Source organism: Streptomyces sp. NPDC048248 (assembly GCF_043201875.1).
GTDB lineage: Bacteria > Actinomycetota > Actinomycetes > Streptomycetales > Streptomycetaceae > Streptomyces.
The window spans coordinates 86,788-111,545 of sequence record NZ_JBICZL010000017.1 but is presented as its reverse complement, the minus strand read 5'-3'; the positions used below and the strand labels follow the sequence as shown (position 1 = coordinate 111,545).

Genomic DNA, 24,758 nt, shown 5'->3' with positions numbered 1-24,758 from the left:
CCACCGAGACGCCGAGAGGAGGCGAGCCCAGTGATCAGCATTATCGAGATGGACAAAATGACCGATCTCTCGGTCGTCGCCCCCTGCGCTCTCGGCTCCTCGCTCCTTGGCACCGGTCTGTCCGGCTTCGGCCGCCTGTCCGGTTCCGAGGTCGCGCGCCCCGAGTCCCTCGCTGTCCTGACGGCCGGCGAGCGCACCGCGCGACCGAGCGAGGCACCTGCGGTAGCAGCGGCGGCAGCGGCGAATGCCTTTGCCTTCGAGGCGGCCAATGGTGCCGGATCCCGGAAGACGTACCAGACGAAGCATGAAATGTGGGCCTACCGCGGCCTCGAACCCTGGAGAGATCCATCCTGATCGGCACGATCAGGTCGGCACCTTCCAGGGCCGCGGAACCCACACCGGGATCCGCGGCCCTTTTGTTTTGCCCAACGCGCCCAGCCACCAGCCGGGCCGAACAGACGAGGAACACACCACCGTGCAACTCCAGACGCACACCCCGTCCGTAGCGACCGACCTGATCCCTCCGCCCGACCCTCAGGAGAACTCCTTGCTGCCCCTCACCGAGCTCGACGACGAGATCGACCGCCTCGGCGCCGCTGTACCGTGCCGCACCTACGACCCCGAGGTCTTCTTCGCCGAGTCCCCGGCCGACGTCGAGTACGCCAAGACGCTGTGTCAGACCTGTCCCGTCCGTGAGGCCTGCCTCGCCGGTGCCAAGGACCGTCGTGAGCCGTGGGGCGTCTGGGGTGGCGAACTCTTCGTCCAGGGCGTCGTCGTGCCGCGGAAGCGTCCGCGTGGCCGTCCGCGCAAGAACCCGGTCGCGGCATGAGCATCACCGGCACAGGAACGATCGACCGTCCCGTCACACGGGATCCCAAGAAGCAGGACCCCACGATGAACCCCTCTTTCACCGAGACCCCCGCCCCCGTGAACTCCCGCGCGACCGAGTCGCGTCAGAACAGGAACCTCGAAATGCAACTCATCCCAGAAGCCCTGGCGCGTGCGCATATGCATGAACGCCTGCAAGAGGCTGAATCCGAACGCAGGGCCCACCGGCTCGCCGCCGCGCGGCGTATGCAGCGTCGCGCCGAACGCGCGTCGCTGCGTGCCCGCCGCGCGCTGGCCATGGCCGTGATGCAGTAACGCCGCACGACCGTGCCGCGTCGCCACGGGGTCCGTCCGAGAGGGCGGGCCCCGTGGTGCGTTGTATCCGGATTCATGGGGTTTGCGGGGATATCGTCGGATGGTGGACCAGAGGACACATGAGCAACCGGAGTTGAGTACGGAGAGCATGGTGTGCGCCCGCTGTGGCGCGGTCGCCGAGGGTGCCCCGCCGACCTGGACCTGCTCCGTCGAGAACGGTGAGCGCTGCTACTTCTGCGACCGTTGTGCGCGGGAGAACATCCGGGCCATCGAAGGTCGGCTGGATTCGGCCTGGTGGTGAGAGCCGACGCTGCCGGGGCCCTCCGGAAGTGCCGGGGCGTGCCAATGGCGTTCGGCGCCGGTGGTCTGCGCTGATCCGGTGGTGATCGCCGCGGTGGGAAGAGGTCCGGACGGTTGGTGCGCCGGCCGGACCGGTGTGCTCAGGCCGTGCTCTCCCCGACGGTGTCCTCCGCGGCCTCCTCGGTGAGGTGTTCGCCGAACTCCGCGATCTCCGCTTCCTCGGCGGCCATGAATCCGGGCATCCATGCCTCCAGCTCCTCGCGCAGCCGGACCGTCGCCCCCAACTGGCACAGCACTCCGATGGTGCTCAAGGTGACCCGGTGGATCAGGAGGTAGGAGGGGGGCAGGTTGAGCCTTTTGGCCAACTGGTACGCGGGGGAGCGGGGGTCACCGATCCGGGCGGCCTGGTTCCGCATCCAGCTCCGGGTGAAGGTGAATTCCTCCACCTGCGCCGGTTCGATGATCGGCAGGAGATAGTCGAGGACCGCGTCCGGGTCCAGGTCGATGTTCTCCTTGACGAAGCCCTCCTGGCACAGCTGCTGGTAGACCGCCTCGGCCTCGCCGTCCAGCGTCATCCGCAATGAGGTGCCGATCGTCGGGGGCAGGCCCTCGGGCAGCCGGTCGACGGTGCCGAAGTCCAGCACCCCGAGGCGCCATTCCTCTCCGGTCCCGTCCGGGTCGTCCTTGGGCAGCAGCCGGAAGTTTCCGGGGTGCGGGTCGGCGTGCAACAGGCCGGTGCGGGCCGGGCCGGAGAAGAGGAAGCGTGCCAGCAGCTGGCCGGCGCGGTCCCGCTGTTCGTCGGTGCCGTCGGCGATCACCTCGGACAGTGGCACCCCGTCCATCCACTCGGTGACCAGCACCTGGTCGCTCTGGTGCACCACGGCGGGCACCAGCACATCCGGATCGTCGGCGAATTCCTCGGCGTGCGCACGCTGAGCCTCCGCCTCCAGGCCGTAGTCCAGCTCCTCCGACACCCGGTCGCGCAGTTCGGTGATCAGGGGCTTGATGTCCATGCCGGGGATCAGCGGGCCCAGCAGCCGGGCGAAACGACTCAACTGCGACAGGTCCGACAGCAGGGCCTGACCCGCCCCCGGATACTGCACCTTGACGGCCACCTCGCGGCCGTCGTGCCACACCGCCCGGTGGACCTGTCCGATCGACGCCGCGGCGGACGGCTTGTCCTCGAACTCCTCGAACAGCTCCCGCCATTCCTCACCGAGGCGTTCCGCCAGCACGGAGTGGACCGTGCTCGTCGGCATCGGTGGCGCCGCTTCCTGAAGCTTCGTCAGGGCGGCGCGGTAGGGTCCTGCGACCTCCTCGGGCAGCGCCGACTCGAAGACGGACAGTGCCTGCCCGAACTTCATCGCGCCGCCCTTGAGCTCTCCGAGCACCTTGAAGAGCTGTTCCGCGGTGCGCTGTTGAAGCTCTCGGCCGACGATCTCGGCGGACCTGCCGCCGATTCGCTTGCCCAGGCCCCAGGTGGCCCGGCCGGCGAACCCCAGTGGCAGCGCGGCCAGCTTGGCGGTGCGGGTGACCGCCTTGCGGGGAAGATCAGACATGCGCCCCTCCAACTCACACTGTCCCCCTACCGGGGTTACTCCGTCATTGTGGCGTGTTGTGGCCGCGGATCCGAGGGGCCCGCCCCACAAGTGAGGCGAGCTGCACCGCATGCGCAGTCCGGATGCGGCTCGATCCGCACCGTGCGTACGTCCGCGCACGGCAGCGCGACCTCCATCCGCGCACCCGTGCAGGGTGGCAGGCCGCCGTCGAGAAACGTCAGCGCCTGCACGGCGGTCAGCCCCGCCACCGCCGTCGCCAGTGCGGCGTCGCAGGCCGGCACCGCGGGCGACGCGCGCCCCGAGCGCCACTGTGCGAGCAGCCGCGGCCAGGCCGGTTCTGCCTCCGTGCGCCGCAGCTCGTCGCAGCGCGCGCAGGCCGAACCGCCGGGAAGTACCAGAGGTCCCACCACACCCGTGCCCTCGATCACGCCCGCGTAAAGGTGTGGGATTCCGGCGGTGAGGAGCGGCTCGGACAGTACGGGGTCGGGTGCGTAGGCGCCGAGGCCGTCGCGAGGGGTGAGCACCGTCAGCGACAGGCCGGGTTCGCCGGAGTCGCTCACCGGGACGAGCGGGCGGGGTCTGCGGGACCAGGGAGACGACTGGTGGACCAGCCGCCGGGCCGCCGCGTCGCGCCGCTCGCCGATCCGTTCCGCGGGCAGTCCGCCCGGTGTGACGTCCGCGGGCGCGACCGAACCGCCGTCCAGTACGTCCACCCGGCCGATCCCCGCGGCCGAGAGCAGCGCCGCGACCTGGGCGCCGACCCGTCCGGTGCCGCGGACCCGGACGCGGACCGCCCGGCGGGCCCCTATCCGGCCGAGGGCGCCGGCGGCTTCCGGGTGCTGTACGGACAGGGACGCCAGGTCGGGCCGGAGCCGTTCGCAGGCCGGTGCGTCTGCCCGTACCGCGTCGGCCGCCGGTCCGCCCGCGTTCGGTGCCTCCAGCAGTCCGGCGGCGCCGAGCCGGTCGACGACGCCCCGGGCGTGTTGCGGAGGCAGGTCCAGGCAACGTGCCTCCTCGACCAGCTGCTGCATGTTCCTGGTGCCGTCGATCATCCCGAGGAAGCTGCCGGTGGCGGTGTCGACCGGGCCGACCACCACCGCGTGGGCAGGCGCCACGCCGAACCGCACCGTTTCCCTGTCCCGCCAGCCGCGCCGCAGCGCGGGCTTGAGCATCGGATGCATACATCCGCCCCCGTCCTTCGTGGTCCGGCTGTCAGCATGCGCCGTGCGCCGCGGCGGTGCGGAGAGTTGTCCACAGGCGGTGGGTAATAGTCGTACAAGCCGTGCCCGCCATGGAGTGTTTCGTACGCGAACCGTCCGCGGGGCGGGACTTCCCGCAGCTCCAGCGGGTAACGTCGGGCACGTGCCCGCCGACTCTTCCCCTCGCGGCTCCGGGGAGACGCCCTTGCGCCGTGCCGCAGAAAGCTCGCGCCGGGCTGCTCCGAGCCCGACGGTGCGCAGCTCAGGCACGAGTGCGGTCGAGGTGCGCCGCAGCTCGCGACGGCGCAGGACCGTCTCCGCGTACCGCGAGGGCGACCGCACCGTTGTCCTGATTCCGGCCCGTATGTCCGAGGCCGAGGAGCGGCGCTGGGTCACCGTCATGCTGGACAAGCTCGCCGCCCAGGAGAGCAAGCGCATGCTGGGCGACGGTGAGCTGGCCGAGCGGGCCGAGCGCCTGTCCGGTCAGTATCTGGCGGGCCGGGCCCGTGCCGCCTCGGTGCGCTGGGTGACCAACCAGAACACGCGGTGGGGGTCGTGCACCCCCGCGGAGGGCAGCATCCGTCTGTCGCACCGCTTGCAGGGCATGCCGGAGTACGTCGTCGACTACGTCCTGCTGCACGAGCTCGCGCATCTCCTCGTCCCCGGCCACGGGCCCAGGTTCTGGCAGCTGCTGGAGTCCTACCCGCGCACGGAGCGGGCCCGTGGCTATCTCGAAGGTGTGGTCGCGGCCGACCGGCTGCCTCATCTGCCCGTCGCCCGCGACGATTGAGAGCCGTGCGCGGCAGGATCGGCCGCGCCCCGGCATCGCCCGTTGTCGGCGTCAGCGGTTAGCCTGGCGCGCACAGGAACTCACAGCGGGAGCGGGGGACGGTCGTTACGTATGGCCAGGGAATTCCAGCGGGGCCACAAGGCCAGGATCAGTGACCTGACACCGGGGACGGATCTGTACGTCGGTGTGCAGATCGCCGGTCCCGGGCTCACCTTCGACATCAGCTGCTTCGGTCTCGACGCGAACGAGCGGCTGTCCGACGACCGTTACTTCATCTTCTTCAACCAGCCGAAGTCGCCGGAGGAGGCGATCCAGCAGCTGGGCCCGCAGGCCGGCGACACCGAGTCCTTCCGGGTCACCCTGGACCGCATCCCGCAGCAGGTGCAGAAGCTGTCCTTCAGCGCCGCGCTGGACGGCGCGGGCCAGATGTCGCAGGTCGGTCCCGGCTACATCCGTATCGTCGCCGGCGGTGAAGAGGTCGCCCGTTACTCCTTCGACGGCAGCGAGTTCAGCACCGAGCGCGCCGTCATGCTGGGCGACTTCTACCTCAAGGACGTGTGGCGGTTCGCCGCCGTGGGCCAGGGCTTCGACGGTGGCCTGGAGGCACTGCTGAAGAACTTCGGCGGTGAGGTCGCGGAGGAGGCCGAAGCCGAACAGCCTCCCGCCGCGCAGGCCGTTCCCGGGTTCGCACCGCCGGCCGGGGCCGCTCCCGCGCCGTCGTTCGCCGCCCCGGCCGCCCACGTACCGCCGCAGCCCGCGCCGGACTTCGGACCGCCCCAGGGTGCTCCGCAACCCGCCGCGCAGCCGCCGCAGTCCGTGCCACAGCCGCCGCAGCCGACCGTCCCGCAGCCGCAGCAGCCCACCGCCCCGCAGGTTCACAGCGCGCCGACCATCGCCGCGCCGATGGCCCCGCCCGGTGCACCGGTGCCGCCGCCCGGCGTCCCCGGACAGCCGCCGCAAGCGCCCTACGGCCAGCCCGCCCCGCAGGCCCCGTACGGCCAGCCGGCTCCGGGCGGGTACGGCGGACAGCCGGGTCAGTATCCGGCCCAGCCCGCCCCCTACGGCCAGCAGCCCCCGGGCGCCCCGCATCCGGGCCAGGCCCCGGTGCCCCAGGGCGCAGGCCCCGATCTGGGCACCGTCCTGGAGAAGTACAAGGAAGCCCCGACCGGTCAGCGCTGGACGCCGCAGAACCCCAAGCTCATCCGCGTCGACCTCGGCGTCGAAGGCCAACCGGTGCTCGCCCGCCAAGGCAGCATGGTGCTCTACCAGGGCAAGGTCGACTTCAGCTACAAGGGCGCAGGCTTCCGCGGCCGGATCGTCGGCAACGCCACCGGCCAGGAAATGCAGCTCATGCGCTGCTCGGGCCAGGGCCAGGTGTTCTTCGCCGAGAACGGCGCCCACATCCACCCCATCGAGCTGCAGGGCGACGCCATCTGCGTGTCGGCCGAGAGCGTCCTCGCCTTCGACGAGTCGCTGCAGCACGAGATCCGCCGCATCGAGGGACACGGCATCCCCGGTGGCGCCCTGTTCACGATGCAGTTCCAGGGGACGGGCACCGTCGTCGTCAAGACCCAGGGGATGCCGGTCGTGCTGCCCGTCACCCCGACCACCTACGCCGACGCCAACGCCATCGTGGCCTGGTCCGCGGCCTCACAGGTGATCATCTCCAGCCAGGTCAGCCTGCGCCGCCAGGCCTACCCCGGCCACTCCGGCGAGACCGTGAACCTCCAGTTCCGGGGCGCGCCGGGGAACTTCATCGTCGTCCAGCCCTACGAGGTCTGAGGGAGCCCGTGAACATGAACCAGCAACAGCTCTCGGGCTACGTCCCGACACCGCCCGCCGCCCGTATGGAGAACCACGGCAGCGCCATGGTGAAGATCGCCATGCAGAGCGGCCAGGACGTCTTCGCGCGCACGGGCTCGATGGTGGCCTACGAAGGGTTCGTCCAGTACGAGCCGAACCCGCCCGCCGTACGCCAGATGGCTTCCCAGTGGCTGACCGGTGAGGGCGCCCCGCTGATGAAGTGCACCGGCGACGGCCTGCTCTACCTCGCCGACTACGGCGCCGACGTGGTCTGCATCAACCTCAACGGTGAGTCGCTCTCCGTCAACGGCACCAACCTCCTCGCCTTCGACGCGCACCTCCAGTGGGGTGTGCAGCGCGTCAAGGGGATGGCGAAGTTCGCCGGCCAGGGACTCTTCAACGTCGGTATCTCCGGCACCGGCTGGGTGGCCCTGACCTCACGCGGTACGCCCATCGTCGTCGACTGCGGCCGCGGCGAGGACGAGACGTACGTGGACCCGGACGCGCTCGTCGCGTGGTCCACGCATCTGAAGATGAAGGGCAAGCGCAGCTTCAAGGCGTCGTCGATGATCGGGCGCGGCAGCGGCGAGGCCTATCAACTGGGCTTCTCCGGGCAGGGTTTCGTCGTCGTCCAGCCCAGCGAGGACAGCACCGACCGGCTCCGGGCCCGGGGCTGAGGAGGGAGGACCGAACACGCCATGCAGAGTCCGCTTTTCGCCTTCACCGAGGCACAGACCCAGGACCGCTACGCGCTGCAGAACGAGCAGCTGCTGCGCGTCGCCCTCCAGGGCCACGAGGACCTTCTCGCCCGCAAGGGCACGATGGTCGCCTATCAGGGCCTGCTCGAATTCGACGGCAACTACCAGACGCAGGGCCAGCACCGCGCCCGCGCGATGTCCGGCGAGGGCCTGGACCTGATGCGGGTCTCGGGCCAGGGCACGGTCTATCTCGCCAACCTCGCGCAGTACGTCCACGTCGTCGATGTCGACCACGACGGCCTGACCATCGACAGCAGCTATGTCCTGGCGCTCGACTCCGGCCTGCACTGGGACGTCGTCTCCGTCGACAGCCAGTACGGGATCTCCGGCACCGGCAAGTACCAGCTCAACATCTCCGGCCGGGGAAAGGTCGCGTTGATGACCTCGGGCCAGCCGCTGATGCTCCAGGTGACGCCGGACAAGTACGTCAACGCCGACGCCGACGCGGTCGTCGCCTGGTCCGCCTCGCTGCGGGTGCAGATGCAGGCGCAGACGCACTCATCCGGAGTGTGGCGGCGCCGCGGCGGTACGGGTGAGGGCTGGGAGCTCAGCTTCCTCGGGCAGGGGTACGCCCTCGTCCAGCCCAGTGAGCTGCTGCCGCCGCAGCAGGCCGTCATCGGGTCCGGTGTGGCCGCCCAGTTCGGCATGGGGCAGCACGGCGCCCATGGACAGAACCAGGGCAACATCTTCACCAACTGACGCAACACCGCGGCGCCCGCCCCTGCTGGGGACGGGCGCCGTGCTGTCTGTCGCCCGGTGGGCGGCAGCGGGCTGTCAGAGCAGCGCGCGGGTCCTGTCGACGAGGCGCACCACGGACGCGTCGGCGACGTCGGCCACCTCGTCGTAGGCGAACCACCGCAGGTCCAGCGACTCGTCGCTGATCGCGGCGACCGCTCCTTCCGGGGCCAGCGCCGCGTACTGGACGTCCAAGTGCCAGGCGCAGGGCGTGTGATGACGATCCAGCCGCACCGGACCGCCGGGCAGCAGCGTCAGCCCCTGCGCGATCCCGGACTCCTCCCGCGCCTCACGCAGCGCCGCCTCGGCCAACGAGGCGTCCTCCGGCTCGCAGTGTCCGCCCATCTGCAGCCACATCTGCAGCTTGCGGTGCAGGGTGAGCAGCACCCGGCCGCGAGCCGGATCGATCACCAGGGCACTCGCTGTGAGGTGCCCTTCCGTGCAGGGCTTCCACATGCCGTCCGGATGATCGGCGAGGTGGTCGAGATACGCCAGCCGCAGCTGGTCCTGGTCGGGCGACGGCGCGGGCCACTCCTTGAGCACCCGCGCCGCCTCCTCACGCAGACTCACTTGTCGCCGTCACCCTTGCCCTCGCCGGGGCCGTCCGCCGGGCCCTCGTCGGTCGCCTCGGGCTTGCCCTCGGATTCGGCGGCCGGCGCCTCCTGCGGCGCGGCGGGCTTGGCCAGGTCGGGCTTGCCGCTGTTCGCGGCCTCGCCCAGCATCTTGTCCAGCTCGGAGAAGTCCGGCTGCTCGTGGTGCACAAAGCCGTCCGGGTCGTCCAGATCGGCCGCAGTCGGCAGCATGTCCGGGTGCTCCCACAGGCCGTCGCGGCCCTCCAGCCCCCGGGCGTCCGTCAGGGAGGCCCACAGGCGGGAGGCGTCCCGCAGACGGCGCGGACGCAACTGGAGGCCGATCAGCGTCGAGAACGTCTGCTCGGCCGGGCCACCGCTCGCGCGGCGCCGGCGCAGCGTCTCACGGAGCTTGTCCGAGGAGGGCAGATGCGGCTTGGAGGCGGCGTGCACCACCGCGTCCACCCAGCCCTCGACGAGGGCGAGCGCGGTCTCCAGCCGGGCCAGCGCCGCCTTCTGCTCCGGGGTGTCCTCGGGCTGGAACATGCCCTGCTGGAGTGCGTTCTGCAGCTCCTCGGGATGCTGCGGGTCGATCTGGCCGACCACGTCCTCCAGCTTGGTGGTGTCGACCTTGATGCCGCGCGCGTATCCCTCGACGGCACCGAACAGATGCGAGCGCAGCCACGGGACATGGGCGAAGAGCCGCTGGTGGGCGGCCTCGCGCAGGGCCAGATAGAGCCGCACCTCCTCCTCGGGCACGCCCAGGCCCGCGCCGAACGACGCGATGTTGCCGGGCAGCAGGGCGGCCTTGCCGGCCGGGCCGAGCGGCAGCCCGATGTCCGTGGAACCAACGACCTCGCTCGCCAGCACGCCCAGCGCCTGGCCGATCTGGGTGCCGAACATCGCGCCGCCCATGGAGCGCATCATGCCGAGCAGCGGGCCGGCCATGGCCTGCATCTCCTCGGGCAGCACATCCCCCATGGCCGCCCCGACGCGCTCGGCGAGCGGGTTGACCAGGTCCTTCCACACCGGCAGGGTCTCCTCGACCCACTCGGCGCGGCTCCACGCCACCACCGAGCCGGAGCCCGACGGCAGCGACGTCACACCGTCCAGCCACAGGTCCGCCAGCCGCACGGCCTCCTCGACGGCGGACCGCTCACCCGGCGAAAGGCTCGCGTCCTTGCTGCCGTCCTCGGCGCCCTGCGCGACGGTCTGCCGCGCGATGTCCTTGGCCATGTCCCAGTTCACCGGGCCGCCCTCGTAGGAGAGCATCTGGCCGAGCTTTTGGAACGCGGCGCCCAGATCGCCAGGGTTCATCTCACCACCGGGTCCGCCCATGCCGCCGAAGAGCGCCGCGAACGGATTGTCCGCGCCGCCGCTCCCGCCGCCGAACCCGAACGGGTCCGCGGGGTCCTGGCTACCTCCCTGGCCGCCCTTCTTCTTGCCGTTGTCGCCGTCCTCCGGCTCCTCCGGCGGAAGGCCGAATCCAAATGGGGTGTCACTCACGGGTTTCCTCGGCTCGTAGGGCCGCCGGCCCGGGGCCGACGGCGACTGCCCGACATCACCTCCAGCGTAGACACCCGGACCGCTTCGGGGCTCGGTGCTTCGCTGTCGCGGTGGCTGCGGCAGGATGGACGCCACCTGGTACGGCACGCGTGAGCACGCGTACGTACTGAAGACAACCGCTGGAGACGCCCGGTGAGTTCCCCAGATCCGACCGTTCGCGCAGCGCGAAACGCTGCGGCCACCCCCGACAAGGCGGGCGGCACCACGGGCGGCGCCCCGGACCGGCCGCTGCGCCGGCCCGTCGTGGCCGTCACCGGAGCCGCCTCCGGAGTCGGCGCGCTCCTGACCCGTGCCCTCGCCGAATCCGACGAGGTCAAGGAGGTCATCGCCATCGACGAGCGGCGCGGTGACGTCGCGGAGGCCCACTGGCACGTCCTGGACGTACGCGACCCCGCCATCGCCGAGAAACTGCGCGGCGCCGACGTCGTCGTCCACCTGGCACTCGACCTCGACCTGGAGACCGACGCCACCGCCCGCACCGCCTACAACGTGCGCGGCACCCAGACCGTCCTCACCGCGGCCGCCGCGGCAGGCGTCCACCGGGTCGTGCTGTGCACCTCGGCGATGGTCTACGGGGCGCTGCCCGACAACGATGTTCCGCTGGCCGAGGACGCCGAGTTGCGCGCCACGGCCGACGCCACCGGTGTCGGGGACCTCATGGAGATCGAGGACCTCGCCTACCGCGCGCCCCGCGCACACCCGGGCCTGAACGTCACCGTGCTGCGCCCCACCGTCCTGGTGGGCGGCACCGACACCGCCCTGACCCGCTACTTCGAATCGCCCCGCCTCCTGGTGGTCGCCGGATCGCGGCCCACCTGGCAGTTCTGTCACGTCGAGGACCTGGTCAGCGCGCTGGAGTACGCGGCGCTCGAGAAGGTCGACGGGGAGCTGGCGGTCGGCTGCGACGGCTGGCTGGAACAGGAGGAGGTCGAGGAGCTGAGCGGCATCCGGCGCATGGAGCTGCCGTCGTCGGTGGCTCTGGGCGCCGCCGCCCGCCTGCACCGCATCGGCCTGACACCGTCGCCCGCCGGGGACCTCGCGTACACGATGCACCCCTGGGTGGTCAGCGGCAGCCGCCTGCACGACGCGGGCTGGCGGCCCCGGTGGACCAACGAGGAGGTGCTCGCCGAGCTGCTTGAGGAGGTCGCGGGCCGGCACACCGTCGCGGGCCGCAGGCTGGGCCGCAAGGACGCCACCGCCGCGGGCGCCGCGGGCGCCACCGTCGCCCTGCTGGGTACCGCCGCGCTGGTCAGGCGTGCCCGCAAGGCCCGCCGCCGCATCTGACCCGGGCCGGCGGCGGGCTGTACGAGCCTCCAGTGCCGCCTGCGCAGGCCCGGTGGAAACGGCCATTCCCCCCGGGCGCCCCGGTGCGGCACGATGGGGAGTATGTCTGGCACGCGCACCCCCTCGTCGTCCTGCCGTGAGCACCCTGGTGAGCAGGGCGCAGCGGACCCCATACGGCTGCTCGCGATCCGCGAGGCCCCGCTGTCCTTGGACGAGGTCTTCGCGGCCGTCGGAGACGACGCGGCGGGTGGCACGGCCCTCTTCGTCGGCACGGTCCGCTCGCACGACGGCGGGGCGGACGTCGACGGCCTCGGCTACTCCTCGCACCCGACCGCGGAGGCGGAGATGCGCCGCATCGCCGAGAAGGTCATCGCCGACTTCCCGGTCCGTGCGCTGGCCGCCGTCCACCGGGTGGGCGAACTGGCCATCGGAGATCTCGCGGTCGTCGTCGCCGTGTCCTGCCCGCACCGGGGCGAGGCGTTCGAGGCGTGCCGCAAGCTGATCGACGACCTCAAGCACCAGGTCCCCATCTGGAAGCACCAGACTTTCTCGGACGGTACGGAGGAATGGGTCGGCGTCTGACGCGCCCCCGGTCCGGGAAGCGACGCCCGGCCGGGCGCCGTTTTCCGAACGCGGGGCCGAATAGGTGCCCCGGCGCTCCGGTTGCGTAACCCACCCCCTGGCGTGAGCGTTGACCTGTTGGATGGGTAATCTGCTTATTCGTCGATTTGCGGTCGCGCAAAGGGTCGGGAGGCCGCTGTGGGTGCGCTCCTCTGGTTGTTGATTCCGGTTCTCGCTGCGTTGGTTGCCGTGGTGTGGAGCACTTGGGCGCAGCGAAATCGCAAGACGGGGGATGTCGCGGAGCTCGCGGGGTACGCCCGGTTCCGCGACGCCATGGAGAGGGAACGTTCCGCTTCCGAGCCCGCCTCCGACGCGGCCTGACGTTCCCCGGTCGTACGCACGAGCAATGGCCGTCGCTCCGAGGAGTGACGGCCCGCCATGTGGGGGCGGCCCGGGGTGGTCCCCGGACGGACGGCCCCGCGGGCCGGTTGTCATACCCGTCCCGTACTGTCGTTCCATGCCACGCCGCACCGCGACGCTGCTCGCCTCGACCCTCATGTTGATCGCGCTGCTCTGCGCGGGGGTGCTGATCCCCGTCCCGTATTCGGAGATGTCGCCGGGTCCGACGGTCAACACCTTGGGTGAGCACAGCGGCGAGCCGGTGCTGGAGATCTCCGGGCGCAAGACGTACCCGACGACCGGTCACCTCAACATGACCACGGTCCGGGTCACCGGCCCCGACTACACCATGAACCTCTTCGAGGCGGTCTACGGCTGGCTGGACCACGACAACGCCGTGGTGCCGCACAAGACCCTCTACCCCGAGGGGCAGACGGCCGAGGAGGCCGACCAGGAGAACGCCGAGGAGTTCAGCCAGTCCCAGGAGAGCGCCAAGGCCTCCGCGCTGCGCCAGCTGAAGATCCCCGTCGCCACCCAGACCGTCGTGGGTTCCGTGGTGAAGGACATGCCCGCCGACGGGCAGCTGCACGCCGGCGACGTGATCAAGGCGGTGGACGGCAAGCCGGTCACGGAGGCCGCAGGCGTCGCCAAGCTCGTCACCCTGCACAAGCCGGGCGAGAAGGTCCGCTTCACCATCATCCCCGCCAAGACGGCGGCCGCGGCCGAGAAGCAGGGCAAGCGGCCCGCGACGGGCACGAAGGACATCACGCTCGCCACCGAGAAGGCGGAGGACGGCCGGGCCATCGTGGGCATCCAGGCCGAGGTGGACCACATCCTCCCGTTCACCATCGACGTCAAGCTGGCCGATGTCGGCGGGCCCAGCGCCGGGCTGATGTTCGCGCTCGGCATCGTCGACAAGCTGACGCCGCAGGACCTGACCGGCGGCAAGTTCGTGGCCGGTACGGGCACGATCGACGACAAGGGCAAGGTCGGGCCGATCGGCGGCATCTCGATGAAGACGGTCGGCGCGCGGGACAAGGGCGCGGAGTTCTTCCTGACGCCGAAGGACAACTGCGCCACCGCCGCCAAGGACACCCCGCGCGGCCTCACCCTCGTCAAGGTCAACACCATCGGCGACGCGGTGCAGGCGCTGCAGAAGATCCGCTCCGGTGACACCGACGACCTGCCGAGCTGCAGCCCGGCAGGACGGTCGTAGGCCGGCGGGTCCCGCCGCCCGCCCGGCGGCAGGACCCGAACGAAAGCCCCGGCCGTCGTCGGCCGGGGCGTCTCGATCAGGCGGCTCAGGCCTCGAACGTCGCGGACAGCGCGTCCGCGAGGCCCGGCACCAGGGCGGCGCCGGTGAGCACTTCGGACGTCGAGTCCTTCTCGCGCAGCCGCAGCGCCGATTCCCGCGAGCCGTCCCGCAGCACGCCCACCGTCATCCGGACCTCCTGACGGTCCGGGTGGTCGGCGACCCACTTGGCGAGCTGCGCGTCGTCCAGGCCCTCGGGCACCGAGTCCTCCGCGGACGGCGGCAGCATCAGCCGCTCCACGGTCATCGCGCAGCCGGTGACGGCCTCCGGCCAGGCGATGGTGGCGAGGAACTCGTCCAGCGGGACGCCGGCCGGGATCTCGTCCTGCTCGACGGGGGTCAGGGAGGTGGTGGTGGAGTCGTCGATGCCCAGCTGCGCGGCGAGCGAGGGCTCCTGGGCGCGCAGCTTGGCGGTGTCGACGAGGGCGAACAGTCGGGCGGGCTGATCCCAGCCGAGCCCGGCGCTGTACTCGTCGATTTCGAGCACCGCGCGGGTCAGTGGGTTGGCGGCGAGGGGGGTGCCGTCAACGGGGAGGTTGGTCATGCTCAACATCGTGCCTTGTGAACCCCGGAAATCGGGAACCGAGTAAAGCCTTCGTAAGTTGCATCAGTGGGTCCTACTATCGCCGGGCCTGCTCAACACGACAGCGAACTTCGAGGTGCGCACCTTGGCTTTCCAGATGCCGGACCGCGGCGGAGGCCCGACAGGGCCACGGATCAGAGTCGGCCGACCGTCCCGGCGGATCCGGACCCTGCTCATGACGTTGGGTGTGCTGGCCGTGCTGGCCATGCTCTTCGTGATGTTCGCGGGGTTCTGGACCGACTGGCTCTGGTATCGCTCGGTCCACTATTCGTCGGTCTTCACCACCACCCTGTGGACCAAGATCGGTTTGTTCTTCTTCTTCGGCGTGCTGATGGCGTCGGCCGTCGGCGTCAACGTCTGGCTGGCGCACCGGTTGCGGCCACCGCTCAGCGCGATGTCCACGGAGCAGCAGAGCCTGGACCGCTATCGGATGAGCATCGCCCCGTTCAAGAAGTGGGCGCTGATCGCGATCGCCGCGGTGGTCGGCCTGATCGCCGGTGCGTCGGCCTCGGGCGAGTGGCGCACCTGGCTGCAGTGGGTCAACGGCGTGCCGTTCGGCCAGAAAGACCCGCAATTCGGGATGGACGTCGCGTTCTACGCATTCGATCTGCCCTGGTACCGCTTCCTGTTGAGCTTCGGGTTCGCCTGTGCCGTGCTGTGCCTGATCGCCGCGGCGCTGACGCACTACCTCTACGGCGGGCTGCGGCTGACCAGCCCCGGATCCCGGGCGACGGCCGCGGCGACCGGTCATCTCTCGGTGCTGCTGGGGATCTTCGTCTCGCTCAAGGCGATCGCCTACTGGCTCGACCGGTACGGCCTCGCGGTGAAGTCCAGCGGCCTGAAGTCGGCCGACAACTGGACCGGTCTGCGCTATGTCGACGCCAACGCCTATCTTCCGGCGAAGACGATTCTGTTCTGCATCGCGGTGATCTGCGCGGTGCTGTTCTTCGCCACCCTCTGGCGCCGCACCTGGCAGCTGCCGGTGATCGGCTTCGGCCTGATGGTGCTCTCCGCGATCCTCATCGGCGGGCTGTATCCGGCGATCGTGCAGAAGTTCCAGGTCCAGCCGAACGAGCAGGCCAAGGAAGCGCCGTACATCAAGCAGAACATCAAGGCGACCCGGGACGCGTACGACATCCAGGACTCGGGGGTCACGCCCTACAAGGGCAACTACAAGCCGGCCACGAAGGCGGACAGCGAGCGGCTGCGTGAGGACGCCGACACCACGGCCAGCATGCGTCTGCTCGACCCCAACGTGGTCTCGCCGGCCTTCCAGCAACAGCAGCAGGTGCGCGGGTACTACCAGTTCCCCTCCACCCTCGACGTCGACCGGTACAAGGACAAGGACGGCGCCGAGCAGGACACCGTCATCGGTCTGCGCGAGCTGAACATCGCCGGCATCCCCGAGCGCAACTGGATCAACGACCACTTCAAGTACACCCACGGCTACGGCGCGGTCGCCGCGAAGGGGACCGAGCCCGCCGAGGGCGGCGGGCCGAAGTACACCGAGTCCGACCTGCCGGCCAAGGGGCAGCTCGGCAAGTACCAACAGCGGGTGTACTACGGCGAGAAGACCTCGCAGTACTCCATCGTCGGTGGTCCGCAGAAGGAACTGGACTACTCCGACGACAGCGGCGAGAAGAGCTACAGCTACACGGGCAAGAGCGGGGTGAACCTCGGCAACCCGATCAACCGCGCCGCCTACGCGGTGGCCTTCGGCGAGCCGCAGATCCTCTACTCCGGCGCGATCGGTGAGGGCTCGCGGATCCTGTACAACCGCACGCCCAAGGAGCGGGTCGAATCCGTCGCCCCCTGGCTGACGATCGACGGCGACGCCTACCCGGCGGTGATAGACGGCCGGATCCAGTGGATCGTGGACGCCTACACCACCAGCAACGGCTATCCGTACGCCTCGCGCACCACGCTCGGGGACACCACGGCCGATTCGCTCACCGACGGACAGCGGGCGGTGGTGGCCCAGCAGAACCAGGTCAACTACATCCGCAACTCCGTCAAGGCGACGGTCGACGCCTACGACGGCTCGGTCAAGCTCTACCAGTGGGACACCAAGGACCCGGTTCTCAAGACCTGGATGAAGTCCTTCCCCGGCACGGTCGAGAAGAAGAGCTCCATCAGCCCGTCGCTCAAGGAGCATCTGCGGTATCCGCAGGACCTGTTCAAGGTGCAGCGACAGCTGCTCACCACCTACCACGTCACGGACCCGGGCACCTTCTACACCGGCTCCGAGCGCTGGCAGATCCCCAACGACCCGACGACGAAGTCGGGCAACGCCGTACCGCCGTACTACCTGAGCCTGAAGATGCCGGACCAAAAGGGCCAGACCTTCTCGCTGACGACGACCTTCACGCCCAGCAAACGCGACAACCTGGGCGCCTTCATGGCCGTCGACGCCAACGCGACCAGCAGCGACTACGGCAAGATCAGACTTCTGAAACTGCCGTCCCAGACACCGGTGCCGGGACCGCAGCTGGTGCAGTCGAAGTTCAACTCCGATCCGAGCATCGCCAACGAGCTGAACATCCTCAAGAAGCTCGGTGATTCGGAGATCGAGTACGGCAACCTGCTGACCGTGCCGCTCGACGGTGGACTGCTGTACGTCGAGCCGGTCTATCTGCGCGGTGCCAACACCAACTACCCGCTGCTGAAGAAGGTGTTGGTCAGCTACGGCGACAACAAGCCGGTGCTGGAGAACTCCCTCAAGGACGCGCTGGATGTCGTGTTCGGCAAGAAGGCGCCCAGTTCGGGCACGGAGGAACCGCCCAGCGGCGGCGACACGACCGAGCCGCCACCGTCCGACCAGACGGTCCAGCAGGCCCTGGGCGACGCCCAGAAGGCTTACGAGGAGGGCGAGAAGGCGCGCTCCTCGGGCGACTGGGCCGGTTACGGCGAGGCCCAGAAGAAGCTCAAGGCGGCGCTGGACCGGGCCGCCGAGGCATCCGAGAAGGCCGGTAAGTCGGGCGACTGACGCGATCCGGCCGGGAGCGTGATCACGTGCGGCCGCCGGTGCGAACCGGTGGCCGCACGTCCGCGGTGGTCAGAGGCCCCCGCGGCCCCGTGATAGCTTGAGAACACAACGGCGCGGGGTGGAGCAGCTCGGTAGCTCGCTGGGCTCATAACCCAGAGGTCGCAGGTTCAAATCCTGTCCCCGCTACTGAAGATGAAGGCCCGGATCCTCAAGGATCCGGGCCTTCGTCATGCGTTCGGGTCGGGTTGCGGGCCACGGCCGAGTCGAACGGCCGTTGTGGGAAACCTGTGTGCTTGAGTTTGACAAGTCGCCGTGTCGGGAAGTCGACAAACCGCTGAAGTGACCTCACTGGCTGCGGTATTCCAGGTGTACGCGGGTTACGGGTGATGCGACGATGGCTCTTATGGGGGACAAGGCAAGGTTGTTGGAGACAGACCGGTTTGTGCATGCGCCCGACGACGGGCGCGAATCCGAGCTGCGGCTTGATGCGATGGACGCCGCCGAGGCGTCCGACGCGTCCGAAGCGGTGACCGAGACCGGTCACCGCCGGGCCGCCGAGGCGGGCGACACCGCCGCGATGAGCGCGCTCGGAGCGATGCTGCTGCGCCGCGGTGACCTCGACGGCGCCGAGCCCCACCTGCGCTCCGCCACCGCAGCCGGAGACCGCGCCGCGGCCAACAACCTCGGTGTCCTGCTCCACCAGCGGGGCTACGCCGAGGAGGCGGCCGGCTGGTGGCGGATCGCCGCCGTCGCCGGTTCCGCCGCGGCCGCGCACGCCCTGGGCAGGCACTACCGCGAGCGGGGCGACGAGCCCGCCGCCGAGTACTGGCTGCGCCAGTCCGCCGAGTCCGGCCACTACTTGGGCGCGTACGCCCTCGCCGACCTGCTGGAGCACCGCGGCGACATCGGCGCCGAGCGCTGGTTCCGGGCCGCCGCCGAGCGCGGCCACCGCGAGGCCGCGTACCGCCTGGCGCGCGTCATCGAGGACGGCCGCGACACCGACCGCGCGGTGGAGCCCGCGTACGGCGAGCTGACCCGGGCCGCCGAGGCCGAGCAGTGGTACCGCCAGGCCGCCGCCCGCGGCCACCGGCGCGCCGCGCTGCAACTGGGCGCGCTCCTGGAGGACCGGGGCGACGTACAGGAGGCCGGACGCTGGTATCTGTCCGCGGCCAAGGACGGCGAGCCGCGGGCTGCCTGCGCGCTGGGCTTCCTGCTGCGTGACGCCGGAGACGAGGAGAGCGCGGCGGAGTGGTGGCGGCGCGCCGCCCAGGACGGCGACGGCAACGCCGCCAACGCCCTGGGGGCGCTGCACGCCGACCGCGGCGAACTGCAGACCGCCGAGCGCTGGTACCGCGTCGCCCTGGACGCCGGGGACGTCAACGGCGCCTACAACATCGGGCTGCTCTGCGCCGAGCAGGGCCGGGCCGGGCGGGGTGAGCAGTGGTACCGCCGCGCCGCCTACGCCGGGCACCGCGAGGCGGCCAACGCGCTGGCCATCCTGCTGTTGCAGCGTGGCGACGCGGCGGGGGCCGAGCCGTGGTTCTCCAAGGCGGCCGAGGCGGGCAGCGTGGACGCGGCGTTCAATCTCGGCATCCTGTTCGCCGGGCGCGGTGAGGACCGGCTGGCGCACGCCTGGTACGAGCGTGCGGCGGCAGCCGGGCACACCGAGGCGGCGTTGCAGGTCGCCATCGTGCAGCTGCGCGAAGGCGACACCCAGGACGCGGAGCGCAATCTGCGCTGCGCGGCCGGGGGCGGCAGCCCCGAGGCGGCCTACCGGCTCGCCGACCTTCTGGACCGCAGGTCCGTGGCGGCGCGCGACGCCGGGCGGCCGGCCGACGGGCGGGCGCCGGACGACGAGAGCAGGCAGTGGTACGAGCGGGCCGCGCAGCAGGGGCATCGCCGTGCGCAGGTTCGAGTTGGCATGTTCGCGGCGGCTCGCGGCGACGTGGTCGAGGCCGCGACCTGGTACCGCGCGGCGGCCGAGGCCGGCAGCAGCAACGGCGCCTTCAACCTCGGGCTGCTGCTCGCCCGCGAGGGGAGCCTGCCGGAGGCCACGCTGTGGTGGCAGCGGGCTGCCGAGGCCGGGCACGGCCGAGCCGCCCTGCGGCTGGCGCTGCTGGCCGCTCGCAGGGGCGCGCTGGCCGAGGCGCAGAGCTGGTGTGCGCGATCGGTGGAGCTGGGGCCGCCGGAGGTCGCCGAGCGGGCCGCACGGCTGCGTGCGGCGCTTCAGGAGGAGCTCAGCGCCTAGCGTGCGCCGCGAGCCCAGGGGCGGGTCAAGGAGACCCGGCCCTGGGCCCACGGCAAGGGATTTGCGCTGGTCGTCGGCCTGGGGTTAAAGTAAGGACACAACGGCGCGGGGTGGAGCAGCTCGGTAGCTCGCTGGGCTCATAACCCAGAGGTCGCAGGTTCAAATCCTGTCCCCGCTACTGAAAGACCAAGGCCCGGATTCTTCGAGAATCCGGGCCTTCGTCATGCTCGCGTGCGCAGGAGTGGCGACGAGCGGCCCTGGGGCGAGGTGCGGGGGCGCCCACCGGTATCCCGGTGCGGTCGGGCGTGCTTGCCCTTGGCGTCTTCTCGGTGCGGCCGTGCATCCCTCCCGGGCACGCCGAGGAGCCCGCGCCCCTGGGGGTACGGGCTCGGCTGCGCGATACCGGCGCCGGCTCGCGGCGTCAGGGCAGGGCGGGCGCGGGCGTCAGGAGCCGGCGCTGCAGTTGGGGCAGACGCCCCGGTAGGTCACGGTGACCTCGGACACCTGGAAGCCGTAGCGCTCCGGCTCCGGCAGGGCGGAGAGCGGGTCGCCCTGGAGGTGGACGTCGCGGATCGTGCCGCACTGGGAGCAGACGAGGTGCTGGTGGTCGTGGTGGGCGTTCGGGTCGTACCGCTTGGCGCGGCCGTCCGTGCTCACCTCGATGACCTCGCCGAGCGAGACCAGCTCGCCGAGCGTGTTGTAGACGGTGGCGCGGGAGATCTCCGGGAGCCGGTCGCTCGCCCGCGCGTGTACTTCGTCAGCGGTGTAGTGGACGTGGTCCCCGTCGAGGACCTCGGCCACGACGCGTCGCTGTGCGGTCAGCCGCCAGCCGCGTCCCCGGAGTCGTTCCAGCAGGTCACTCATGCCAATCACCTATCAGTCAGATAGGGCCAGAGTAGCAGCGGCCGTCCATCGCCGGATCAGGTACGACTTTCGTCTTCTTCTTGACTTAGACAATGTCCAATGTAGGATCGACTCCGGCGCAAGCCCAGGGCAGGTGACATGGATTTTCAGGAGGCGCACGTGTCGGTAGAGAGCACCACCGGACCGCTGACCACGGAGACCGGGGCCCCGGTCGCGGACAACCAGAACAGCGAGACGGCCGGCATCGGCGGCCCTGGTCTCATTCAGGACCAGCTCCTGATCGAGAAGCTCGCGCACTTCAACCGCGAGCGGATCCCGGAGCGCATCGTGCACGCCCGTGGCGCCGGCGCGTACGGCACCTTCACGGTGACCGCGGATGTCACGAAGTACACCCGCGCGAAGTTCCTCTCCGAGGTCGGCAAGCAGACCGAGACCTTCCTGCGCTTCTCGACCGTCGCGGGCAACCTCGGCGCGGCGGACGCGGTGCGTGACCCGCGCGGCTGGGCGCTGAAGTTCTATACCGAAGAGGGCAATTACGACCTCGTCGGCAACAACACCCCGGTGTTCTTCATCAAGGACGCCATCAAGTTCCCGGACTTCATCCACACCCAGAAGCGCGACCCGTACACCGGCTCGCAGGAGGCGGACAACGTATGGGACTTCTGGGGGCTCTCGCCGGAGTCCACCCACCAGGTGACCTGGCTGTTCGGTGACCGCGGCATCCCGGCCTCCTACCGTCACCTCGACGGCTTCGGCTCGCACACCTTCCAGTGGAACAACGAAGCGGGCGAGGTGTTCTGGGTCAAGTACCACTTCAAGACCGACCAGGGCATCAAGAACCTCACCCAGGACGAGGCCAACAAGCTCGCCGGTGAGGACCCCGACAGCCACCAGCGCGACCTGCGGGAGGCCATCGAGCGCGGTGACTTCCCGAGCTGGACCGTCCAGGTGCAGATCATGCCGGCGGCCGACGCCGCCGACTACCGCTTCAACCCGTTCGACCTGACCAAGGTCTGGCCGCACGAGGACTACCCGCCGATCGAGATCGGGAAGCTGGAGCTCAACCGCAATCCGGAGAACATCTTCGCCGAGGTCGAGCAGTCGATCTTCTCCCCGCACCACTTCGTGCCGGGCATCGGCCCGTCCCCCGACAAGATGCTCCAGGGCCGTCTCTTCGCGTACGGCGACGCGCACCGCTACCGCGTCGGCATCAATGCCGACCACCTGCCGGTGAACCGCCCGCACGCCACCGAGGCGCGCAGCCACGGCCGGGACGGCGCCCTGTACGACGGCCGTCACAAGGGTCAGAAGAACTACGAGCCGAACAGCTTCGGCGGTCCGGCCGAGACCGGTCGGCCGCTGTGGCAGCCGGTCGCGGTGACGGGCGAGTCCGGCAAGACCGCGGCCCCCTCGCACGCCGAGGACGACGACTTCGTCCAGGCGGGGAACCTCTACCGGCTGATGTCCGAGGACGAGCGGGAGCGCCTGATCGACAACCTCGCGGGCTTCATCGCGAAGGTCTCCCGTGACGACATCGCGCAGCGCGCGATCGAGAACTTCCGCAAGGCGGACGCGGACTACGGCAAGCGGCTGGACGCCGCGGTACAGGCCCTGCGCGGCTGACCGTTCCTCGCGGCCCGATCCCGTCGCAGCGGTGACGTGGTGCCGGCCGTGGGGTTCGCAAGGCTGCTTGCCGTAACAAACGAAGAGGCCGGACGCCATGGGGCTCCGGCCTCTTCGTGCGTCCGTCGGCGCGTCCGGCCCGTTCGGCGGACCGGACGCGGGGCGGGCTCGTCTCAGGCGGGTACGGCGTCGATCCGTTCGACGGCGTGCGACCGGCAGCGGATGATGTCGCGGACCGAGACGACGCCGACCGGCTCGTGGTCGTCGAGCACGATGAGGTGGCGGAAGCCGCCGCGCACCATCGCGTCCGCTGCGTCGTCGAGAGTCCAGTCGGGGGCGGCGAAGACCACATCCGATGTGGTGTGGGTCTGGGCGATCTCCCGGTCCGGGTCGTCGCCCGCGCCGAGGGAGTTGAGGATGTCGCGCTCGGTGAGGATGCCGAGTCCGCTGTTGTCCCTGTCGAGGACGACGGCCGCGCCGATGCGTCGGGCGGCCATCAGTTGCGCGGCCTGGCGGAGGGTGTGAGCGGGCCCGATGGTGAGGACCACCGTGCTCATGGCGTCTTTGACGAACATGGGCATGGAGTGGAGCCACCTCCTTGGTGAATGCGCCTTGCGAAAGAATTCACAAGTTCACAAACTGGCGGATTCTCATGTTCACATGCTCAGCTCGATGCAACAAGGGGCGGATCGCGGACGGTTGTCCGCGCATCCGCCCCTTCGCAGGTCAGTGCCCTGCGTCGCCGACGTAATTCAGCAGATCGTCGTGGAGAAGGCCGTTGGAGGCCGCCGCGTCGCCGCTGTGCGGACCGGGCTTGCCGTCCAGGCCGGTGAACCTGCCGCCGGCCTCCTGGACGACGACCGCGCAGGCCGCCATGTCCCACAGGGACAGCTCCGGCTCCGCGCAGATGTCCACCGAACCCTCGGCGATCATCATGTACGGCCAGAAGTCGCCGTAACCGCGGGTGCGCCAGCAGTCCCGGGTCAGATCGAGGAAGCCGGGCAGCCTGCCGCGCTCCTCCCACCCGGTCAGCGAGGAGTAGGCGAAGGAGGCGTCCTGGATGCTGCCGACCTTCGACACCTGGAGCCGGGTCGCGGAGGTCAGGCTCCGGCCGGTGAAGGCCCCCAGGCCCTCGGCGGCCCACCAGCGGCGGTTCAGGGCCGGTGCGGAGACGATGCCGACCACCGGGCGGTCACCGCCCTCGCCGCGCTCCATCAGCGCGATCAGCGTCGCCCAGACCGGCACGCCGCGCACGTAGTTCTTCGTCCCGTCGATCGGGTCGATGATCCAGCGGCGTGGACCGGAGCCCTCGCTGCCGAACTCCTCGCCGAGCACCGCATCGCGTGGCCGGGCGCGCTGGAGGTGCCCACGGATCAACTCCTCGGCGTTCTTGTCCGCCTCGCTCACCGGGGTCATGTCGGGTTTGGTCTCGACCTTGAGGTCGAGAGCCTTGAACCGTTCCATGGTCGCGGCGTCCGCGGCGTCCGCGAGGACATGGCCGAGGCGAAGATCATCGTGATAGTCGGGCATGTGCGAACAGTATCCACTGGTATACGCAGGAGCCACACGGCCATGCCGGGCCCGGCGTGTGGCGGCTCCGGGCCGGCCCTGCGGTGACCCTTGACAGTCCCTGGTGCCCCGTCAATTCTGTGCGCACACCGGCCGCATGGGCCGGCTGCCGGGGAGGCGACGGATGCCCGCTGCGCGAGAATCCTTGCTGGATGCCGCATACAAGGCGCTGACGACCCGGGCGTGGGCGGCCGTCCGGATGGTGGACGTCGCGGCCGCTGCCGGGGTGTCCCGGCAGACCCTCTACAACGAGTTCGGCAGCAAGGAAGGGCTCGCCCGCGCCCTGGTCCGCCGGGAGACCGAGCGATATCTCCAGGGAGTGGAACGGGTGCTGCGGCAGACCGGGCCGGTCCCCGAAGCCGCCGCGCCGAGGGACGCGGCGGCGGGCCGGGTGGTGGCCGCAGCCGCCTGGACGCTGCGCACCGCGCGCGCCAACCCCCTGGTCAGAGCCGCACTGACGGGCTGCTGGAGCGACCGCCTGCCGTCCCCGCCCGGTGCGCCGCGCGGCGCCCGCAACGGGCTGCCAGGGCAGCGCGCCGCGCCGTCCGCCGAGCGGCCGCTGCCGGGGCCCGGCGAACTGGTCGGCCGCTTCTGCGACCGGGCGGTCGCGGCACTTGAGCCGGACTGGCCGCAGGAGGAACTCCCCGCCCTCGGCGCCGCGTGCGAGACGGCGGCGCGGTTGACGCTGTCCTGCGTGGTCGCCCCGGCGGGGCCCGGAGCCGGGGGCATCGCCGGCCGGGCGGCCGGGCCATCCGCCATGGGGGGCCCGGCGCGGGAGCGCCGGGAGGCCGAGACGGACGCGGTGTCGCGGCTTGTGCGAGGGGCTTTCGCACGGCTGCCCGGTGAGGAGGCGGTTCGCCCCGGGTGAGGCGGGAACCTCGAATTCGCCGTCACGACCGCGAGCGCC

General features: G+C 70.6%; 23 protein-coding genes and 2 tRNA genes. 17 read left to right on the top strand and 8 right to left on the bottom strand.

Features of this window, described 5'->3' with window-relative positions; all coding sequences use genetic code 11:
- The first annotated feature begins 30 nt into the window (after positions 1 to 30).
- From ACGFZW_RS31445 to ACGFZW_RS31430, 4 genes are all read left to right on the top strand, one after another.
- A complete protein-coding gene (locus ACGFZW_RS31445; RefSeq protein ID WP_393896661.1) occupies positions 31 to 354 on the top strand; it encodes a hypothetical protein in 324 nt (107 codons plus the stop codon).
- Between the two features lie 121 nt (positions 355 to 475).
- Positions 476 to 829: a WhiB family transcriptional regulator gene (locus ACGFZW_RS31440; protein WP_026169602.1), complete on the top strand. Its 354-nt coding sequence runs from the start codon at positions 476 to 478 to the stop codon at positions 827 to 829.
- Positions 826 to 1,143, top strand: a complete 318-nt coding sequence (locus tag ACGFZW_RS31435; RefSeq protein WP_393896660.1) for a hypothetical protein — start codon at positions 826 to 828, stop codon at positions 1,141 to 1,143. Before ACGFZW_RS31440 ends, ACGFZW_RS31435 begins: the two co-directional genes overlap by 4 nt.
- Before the next feature lie 100 nt (positions 1,144 to 1,243).
- Positions 1,244 to 1,444: a hypothetical protein gene (locus ACGFZW_RS31430; RefSeq protein WP_393896659.1), complete on the top strand. Its 201-nt coding sequence runs from the start codon at positions 1,244 to 1,246 to the stop codon at positions 1,442 to 1,444.
- Positions 1,445 to 1,583: 139 nt separating this feature from the next.
- Here the strand turns inward: ACGFZW_RS31430 and ACGFZW_RS31425 are convergent, their stop codons facing one another.
- Together ACGFZW_RS31425 and ACGFZW_RS31420 are read right to left on the bottom strand one after the other, a co-directional pair.
- Positions 1,584 to 3,002, bottom strand: a complete 1,419-nt coding sequence (locus ACGFZW_RS31425; protein WP_393896658.1) for an ABC1 kinase family protein — start codon at positions 3,000 to 3,002, stop codon at positions 1,584 to 1,586.
- Positions 3,003 to 3,037: 35 nt separating this feature from the next.
- Positions 3,038 to 4,174 carry a ThiF family adenylyltransferase gene (locus ACGFZW_RS31420; protein WP_393896692.1) on the bottom strand — a complete coding sequence of 379 codons (1,137 nt, stop codon included), beginning with the start codon at positions 4,172 to 4,174 and terminating at the stop codon, positions 3,038 to 3,040.
- A gap of 190 nt (positions 4,175 to 4,364) precedes the next feature.
- On the opposite strand from ACGFZW_RS31420, the gene ACGFZW_RS31415 reads away from it, so the two are divergent.
- From ACGFZW_RS31415 to ACGFZW_RS31400, 4 genes are all read left to right on the top strand, one after another.
- Entirely contained in the window at positions 4,365 to 4,991 is a 627-nt protein-coding gene (locus ACGFZW_RS31415; protein WP_393896657.1) for a M48 family metallopeptidase, read from the top strand.
- A 111-nt stretch (positions 4,992 to 5,102) separates the two neighbouring features.
- Positions 5,103 to 6,773 (top strand): TerD family protein, encoded by a 1,671-nt coding sequence (locus tag ACGFZW_RS31410; protein ID WP_393896656.1) that lies wholly within the window; start codon positions 5,103 to 5,105, stop codon positions 6,771 to 6,773.
- 14 nt (positions 6,774 to 6,787) lie between these two features.
- A complete protein-coding gene (locus tag ACGFZW_RS31405) occupies positions 6,788 to 7,471 on the top strand; it encodes an AIM24 family protein (protein ID WP_393896655.1) in 684 nt (227 codons plus the stop codon).
- Between the two features lie 21 nt (positions 7,472 to 7,492).
- Complete coding sequence (locus tag ACGFZW_RS31400; RefSeq protein WP_393896654.1) at positions 7,493 to 8,251, top strand: AIM24 family protein; 759 nt, start codon at positions 7,493 to 7,495, stop codon at positions 8,249 to 8,251.
- A gap of 75 nt (positions 8,252 to 8,326) precedes the next feature.
- Here the strand turns inward: ACGFZW_RS31400 and ACGFZW_RS31395 are convergent, their stop codons facing one another.
- Both ACGFZW_RS31395 and ACGFZW_RS31390 read right to left on the bottom strand, forming a co-directional pair.
- Positions 8,327 to 8,857, bottom strand: a complete 531-nt coding sequence (locus ACGFZW_RS31395) for an NUDIX hydrolase (RefSeq protein ID WP_393896653.1) — start codon at positions 8,855 to 8,857, stop codon at positions 8,327 to 8,329.
- Entirely contained in the window at positions 8,854 to 10,362 is a 1,509-nt protein-coding gene (locus ACGFZW_RS31390) for a zinc-dependent metalloprotease (protein ID WP_393896652.1), read from the bottom strand. Before ACGFZW_RS31390 ends, ACGFZW_RS31395 begins: the two co-directional genes overlap by 4 nt.
- A gap of 192 nt (positions 10,363 to 10,554) precedes the next feature.
- Here ACGFZW_RS31390 and ACGFZW_RS31385 point away from each other — a divergent pair, with 192 nt between their 5' ends.
- From ACGFZW_RS31385 to ACGFZW_RS31375, 3 genes are all read left to right on the top strand, one after another.
- The gene (locus ACGFZW_RS31385) at positions 10,555 to 11,706 is read left to right on the top strand and encodes an SDR family oxidoreductase (RefSeq protein WP_393896651.1); all 1,152 of its coding nucleotides are present in this window, start codon (positions 10,555 to 10,557) and stop codon (positions 11,704 to 11,706) included.
- A 102-nt stretch (positions 11,707 to 11,808) separates the two neighbouring features.
- Positions 11,809 to 12,288, top strand: a complete 480-nt coding sequence (locus ACGFZW_RS31380; protein WP_393896650.1) for a molybdenum cofactor biosynthesis protein MoaE — start codon at positions 11,809 to 11,811, stop codon at positions 12,286 to 12,288.
- A 496-nt stretch (positions 12,289 to 12,784) separates the two neighbouring features.
- Positions 12,785 to 13,882 carry a PDZ domain-containing protein gene (locus tag ACGFZW_RS31375; protein ID WP_393896649.1) on the top strand — a complete coding sequence of 366 codons (1,098 nt, stop codon included), beginning with the start codon at positions 12,785 to 12,787 and terminating at the stop codon, positions 13,880 to 13,882.
- An 85-nt stretch (positions 13,883 to 13,967) separates the two neighbouring features.
- Here the strand turns inward: ACGFZW_RS31375 and ACGFZW_RS31370 are convergent, their stop codons facing one another.
- Positions 13,968 to 14,522: a PPA1309 family protein gene (locus ACGFZW_RS31370; RefSeq protein WP_393896648.1), complete on the bottom strand. Its 555-nt coding sequence runs from the start codon at positions 14,520 to 14,522 to the stop codon at positions 13,968 to 13,970.
- 136 nt (positions 14,523 to 14,658) lie between these two features.
- Between ACGFZW_RS31370 and ACGFZW_RS31365 the strand changes: the two genes are divergently transcribed.
- The 4 genes from ACGFZW_RS31365 to ACGFZW_RS31350 all read left to right on the top strand — a co-directional run bounded on the left by ACGFZW_RS31365 (position 14,659) and on the right by ACGFZW_RS31350 (position 19,973).
- Positions 14,659 to 17,547, top strand: a complete 2,889-nt coding sequence (locus ACGFZW_RS31365) for a UPF0182 family protein (RefSeq protein WP_393896691.1) — start codon at positions 14,659 to 14,661, stop codon at positions 17,545 to 17,547.
- A gap of 112 nt (positions 17,548 to 17,659) precedes the next feature.
- Positions 17,660 to 17,733, top strand: a tRNA-Met gene (locus ACGFZW_RS31360).
- A 208-nt stretch (positions 17,734 to 17,941) separates the two neighbouring features.
- A complete protein-coding gene (locus ACGFZW_RS31355) occupies positions 17,942 to 19,795 on the top strand; it encodes a tetratricopeptide repeat protein (protein WP_393896647.1) in 1,854 nt (617 codons plus the stop codon).
- 104 nt (positions 19,796 to 19,899) lie between these two features.
- Positions 19,900 to 19,973 (top strand) — tRNA-Met (locus ACGFZW_RS31350).
- Positions 19,974 to 20,239: 266 nt separating this feature from the next.
- On the opposite strand, the gene ACGFZW_RS31345 is transcribed toward ACGFZW_RS31350, so the two are convergent.
- The gene (locus ACGFZW_RS31345; RefSeq protein ID WP_393896646.1) at positions 20,240 to 20,659 is read right to left on the bottom strand and encodes a Fur family transcriptional regulator; all 420 of its coding nucleotides are present in this window, start codon (positions 20,657 to 20,659) and stop codon (positions 20,240 to 20,242) included.
- A 138-nt stretch (positions 20,660 to 20,797) separates the two neighbouring features.
- On the opposite strand from ACGFZW_RS31345, the gene ACGFZW_RS31340 reads away from it, so the two are divergent.
- Positions 20,798 to 22,282, top strand: a complete 1,485-nt coding sequence (locus tag ACGFZW_RS31340) for a catalase (protein WP_393896645.1) — start codon at positions 20,798 to 20,800, stop codon at positions 22,280 to 22,282.
- 173 nt (positions 22,283 to 22,455) lie between these two features.
- Here the strand turns inward: ACGFZW_RS31340 and ACGFZW_RS31335 are convergent, their stop codons facing one another.
- On the bottom strand, positions 22,456 to 22,857 hold the full coding sequence (locus tag ACGFZW_RS31335) for a cyclic nucleotide-binding/CBS domain-containing protein (protein WP_393896690.1): 402 nt from the start codon (positions 22,855 to 22,857) through the stop codon (positions 22,456 to 22,458).
- Positions 22,858 to 23,008: 151 nt separating this feature from the next.
- Positions 23,009 to 23,812, bottom strand: coding sequence for a histidinol-phosphatase (gene hisN, locus ACGFZW_RS31330; RefSeq protein ID WP_393896644.1), 804 nt, complete (start codon positions 23,810 to 23,812; stop codon positions 23,009 to 23,011).
- Positions 23,813 to 23,975: 163 nt separating this feature from the next.
- Here hisN and ACGFZW_RS31325 point away from each other — a divergent pair, with 163 nt between their 5' ends.
- Entirely contained in the window at positions 23,976 to 24,719 is a 744-nt protein-coding gene (locus tag ACGFZW_RS31325; protein ID WP_393896643.1) for a TetR/AcrR family transcriptional regulator, read from the top strand.
- Positions 24,720 to 24,758: the final 39 nt, after the last annotated feature.

Bases quoted from the DNA above. Each gene is read 5' to 3' on its own strand.
- ACGFZW_RS31325 (WP_393896643.1), top strand. From the start codon at position 23,976: ATGCCCGCTGCGCGAGAATCCTTGCTGGATGCCGCATACAAGGCGCTG.
- ACGFZW_RS31410 (WP_393896656.1), top strand. From the start codon at position 5,103: ATGGCCAGGGAATTCCAGCGGGGCCACAAGGCCAGGATCAGTGACCTG.
- ACGFZW_RS31405 (WP_393896655.1), top strand. From the start codon at position 6,788: ATGAACCAGCAACAGCTCTCGGGCTACGTCCCGACACCGCCCGCCGCC.
- ACGFZW_RS31380 (WP_393896650.1), top strand. From the start codon at position 11,809: ATGTCTGGCACGCGCACCCCCTCGTCGTCCTGCCGTGAGCACCCTGGT.
- ACGFZW_RS31365 (WP_393896691.1), top strand. From the start codon at position 14,659: ATGCCGGACCGCGGCGGAGGCCCGACAGGGCCACGGATCAGAGTCGGC.
- ACGFZW_RS31335 (WP_393896690.1), bottom strand. From the start codon at position 22,857: ATGTTCGTCAAAGACGCCATGAGCACGGTGGTCCTCACCATCGGGCCC.
- ACGFZW_RS31425 (WP_393896658.1), bottom strand. From the start codon at position 3,002: ATGTCTGATCTTCCCCGCAAGGCGGTCACCCGCACCGCCAAGCTGGCC.
- ACGFZW_RS31430 (WP_393896659.1), top strand. From the start codon at position 1,244: ATGGTGGACCAGAGGACACATGAGCAACCGGAGTTGAGTACGGAGAGC.
- ACGFZW_RS31340 (WP_393896645.1), top strand. From the start codon at position 20,798: ATGGATTTTCAGGAGGCGCACGTGTCGGTAGAGAGCACCACCGGACCG.
- ACGFZW_RS31370 (WP_393896648.1), bottom strand. From the start codon at position 14,522: ATGACCAACCTCCCCGTTGACGGCACCCCCCTCGCCGCCAACCCACTG.
- ACGFZW_RS31375 (WP_393896649.1), top strand. From the start codon at position 12,785: ATGCCACGCCGCACCGCGACGCTGCTCGCCTCGACCCTCATGTTGATC.
- hisN (WP_393896644.1), bottom strand. From the start codon at position 23,812: ATGCCCGACTATCACGATGATCTTCGCCTCGGCCATGTCCTCGCGGAC.
- ACGFZW_RS31345 (WP_393896646.1), bottom strand. From the start codon at position 20,659: ATGAGTGACCTGCTGGAACGACTCCGGGGACGCGGCTGGCGGCTGACC.
- ACGFZW_RS31355 (WP_393896647.1), top strand. From the start codon at position 17,942: ATGGCTCTTATGGGGGACAAGGCAAGGTTGTTGGAGACAGACCGGTTT.
- ACGFZW_RS31400 (WP_393896654.1), top strand. From the start codon at position 7,493: ATGCAGAGTCCGCTTTTCGCCTTCACCGAGGCACAGACCCAGGACCGC.
- ACGFZW_RS31420 (WP_393896692.1), bottom strand. From the start codon at position 4,174: ATGCTCAAGCCCGCGCTGCGGCGCGGCTGGCGGGACAGGGAAACGGTG.
- ACGFZW_RS31435 (WP_393896660.1), top strand. From the start codon at position 826: ATGAGCATCACCGGCACAGGAACGATCGACCGTCCCGTCACACGGGAT.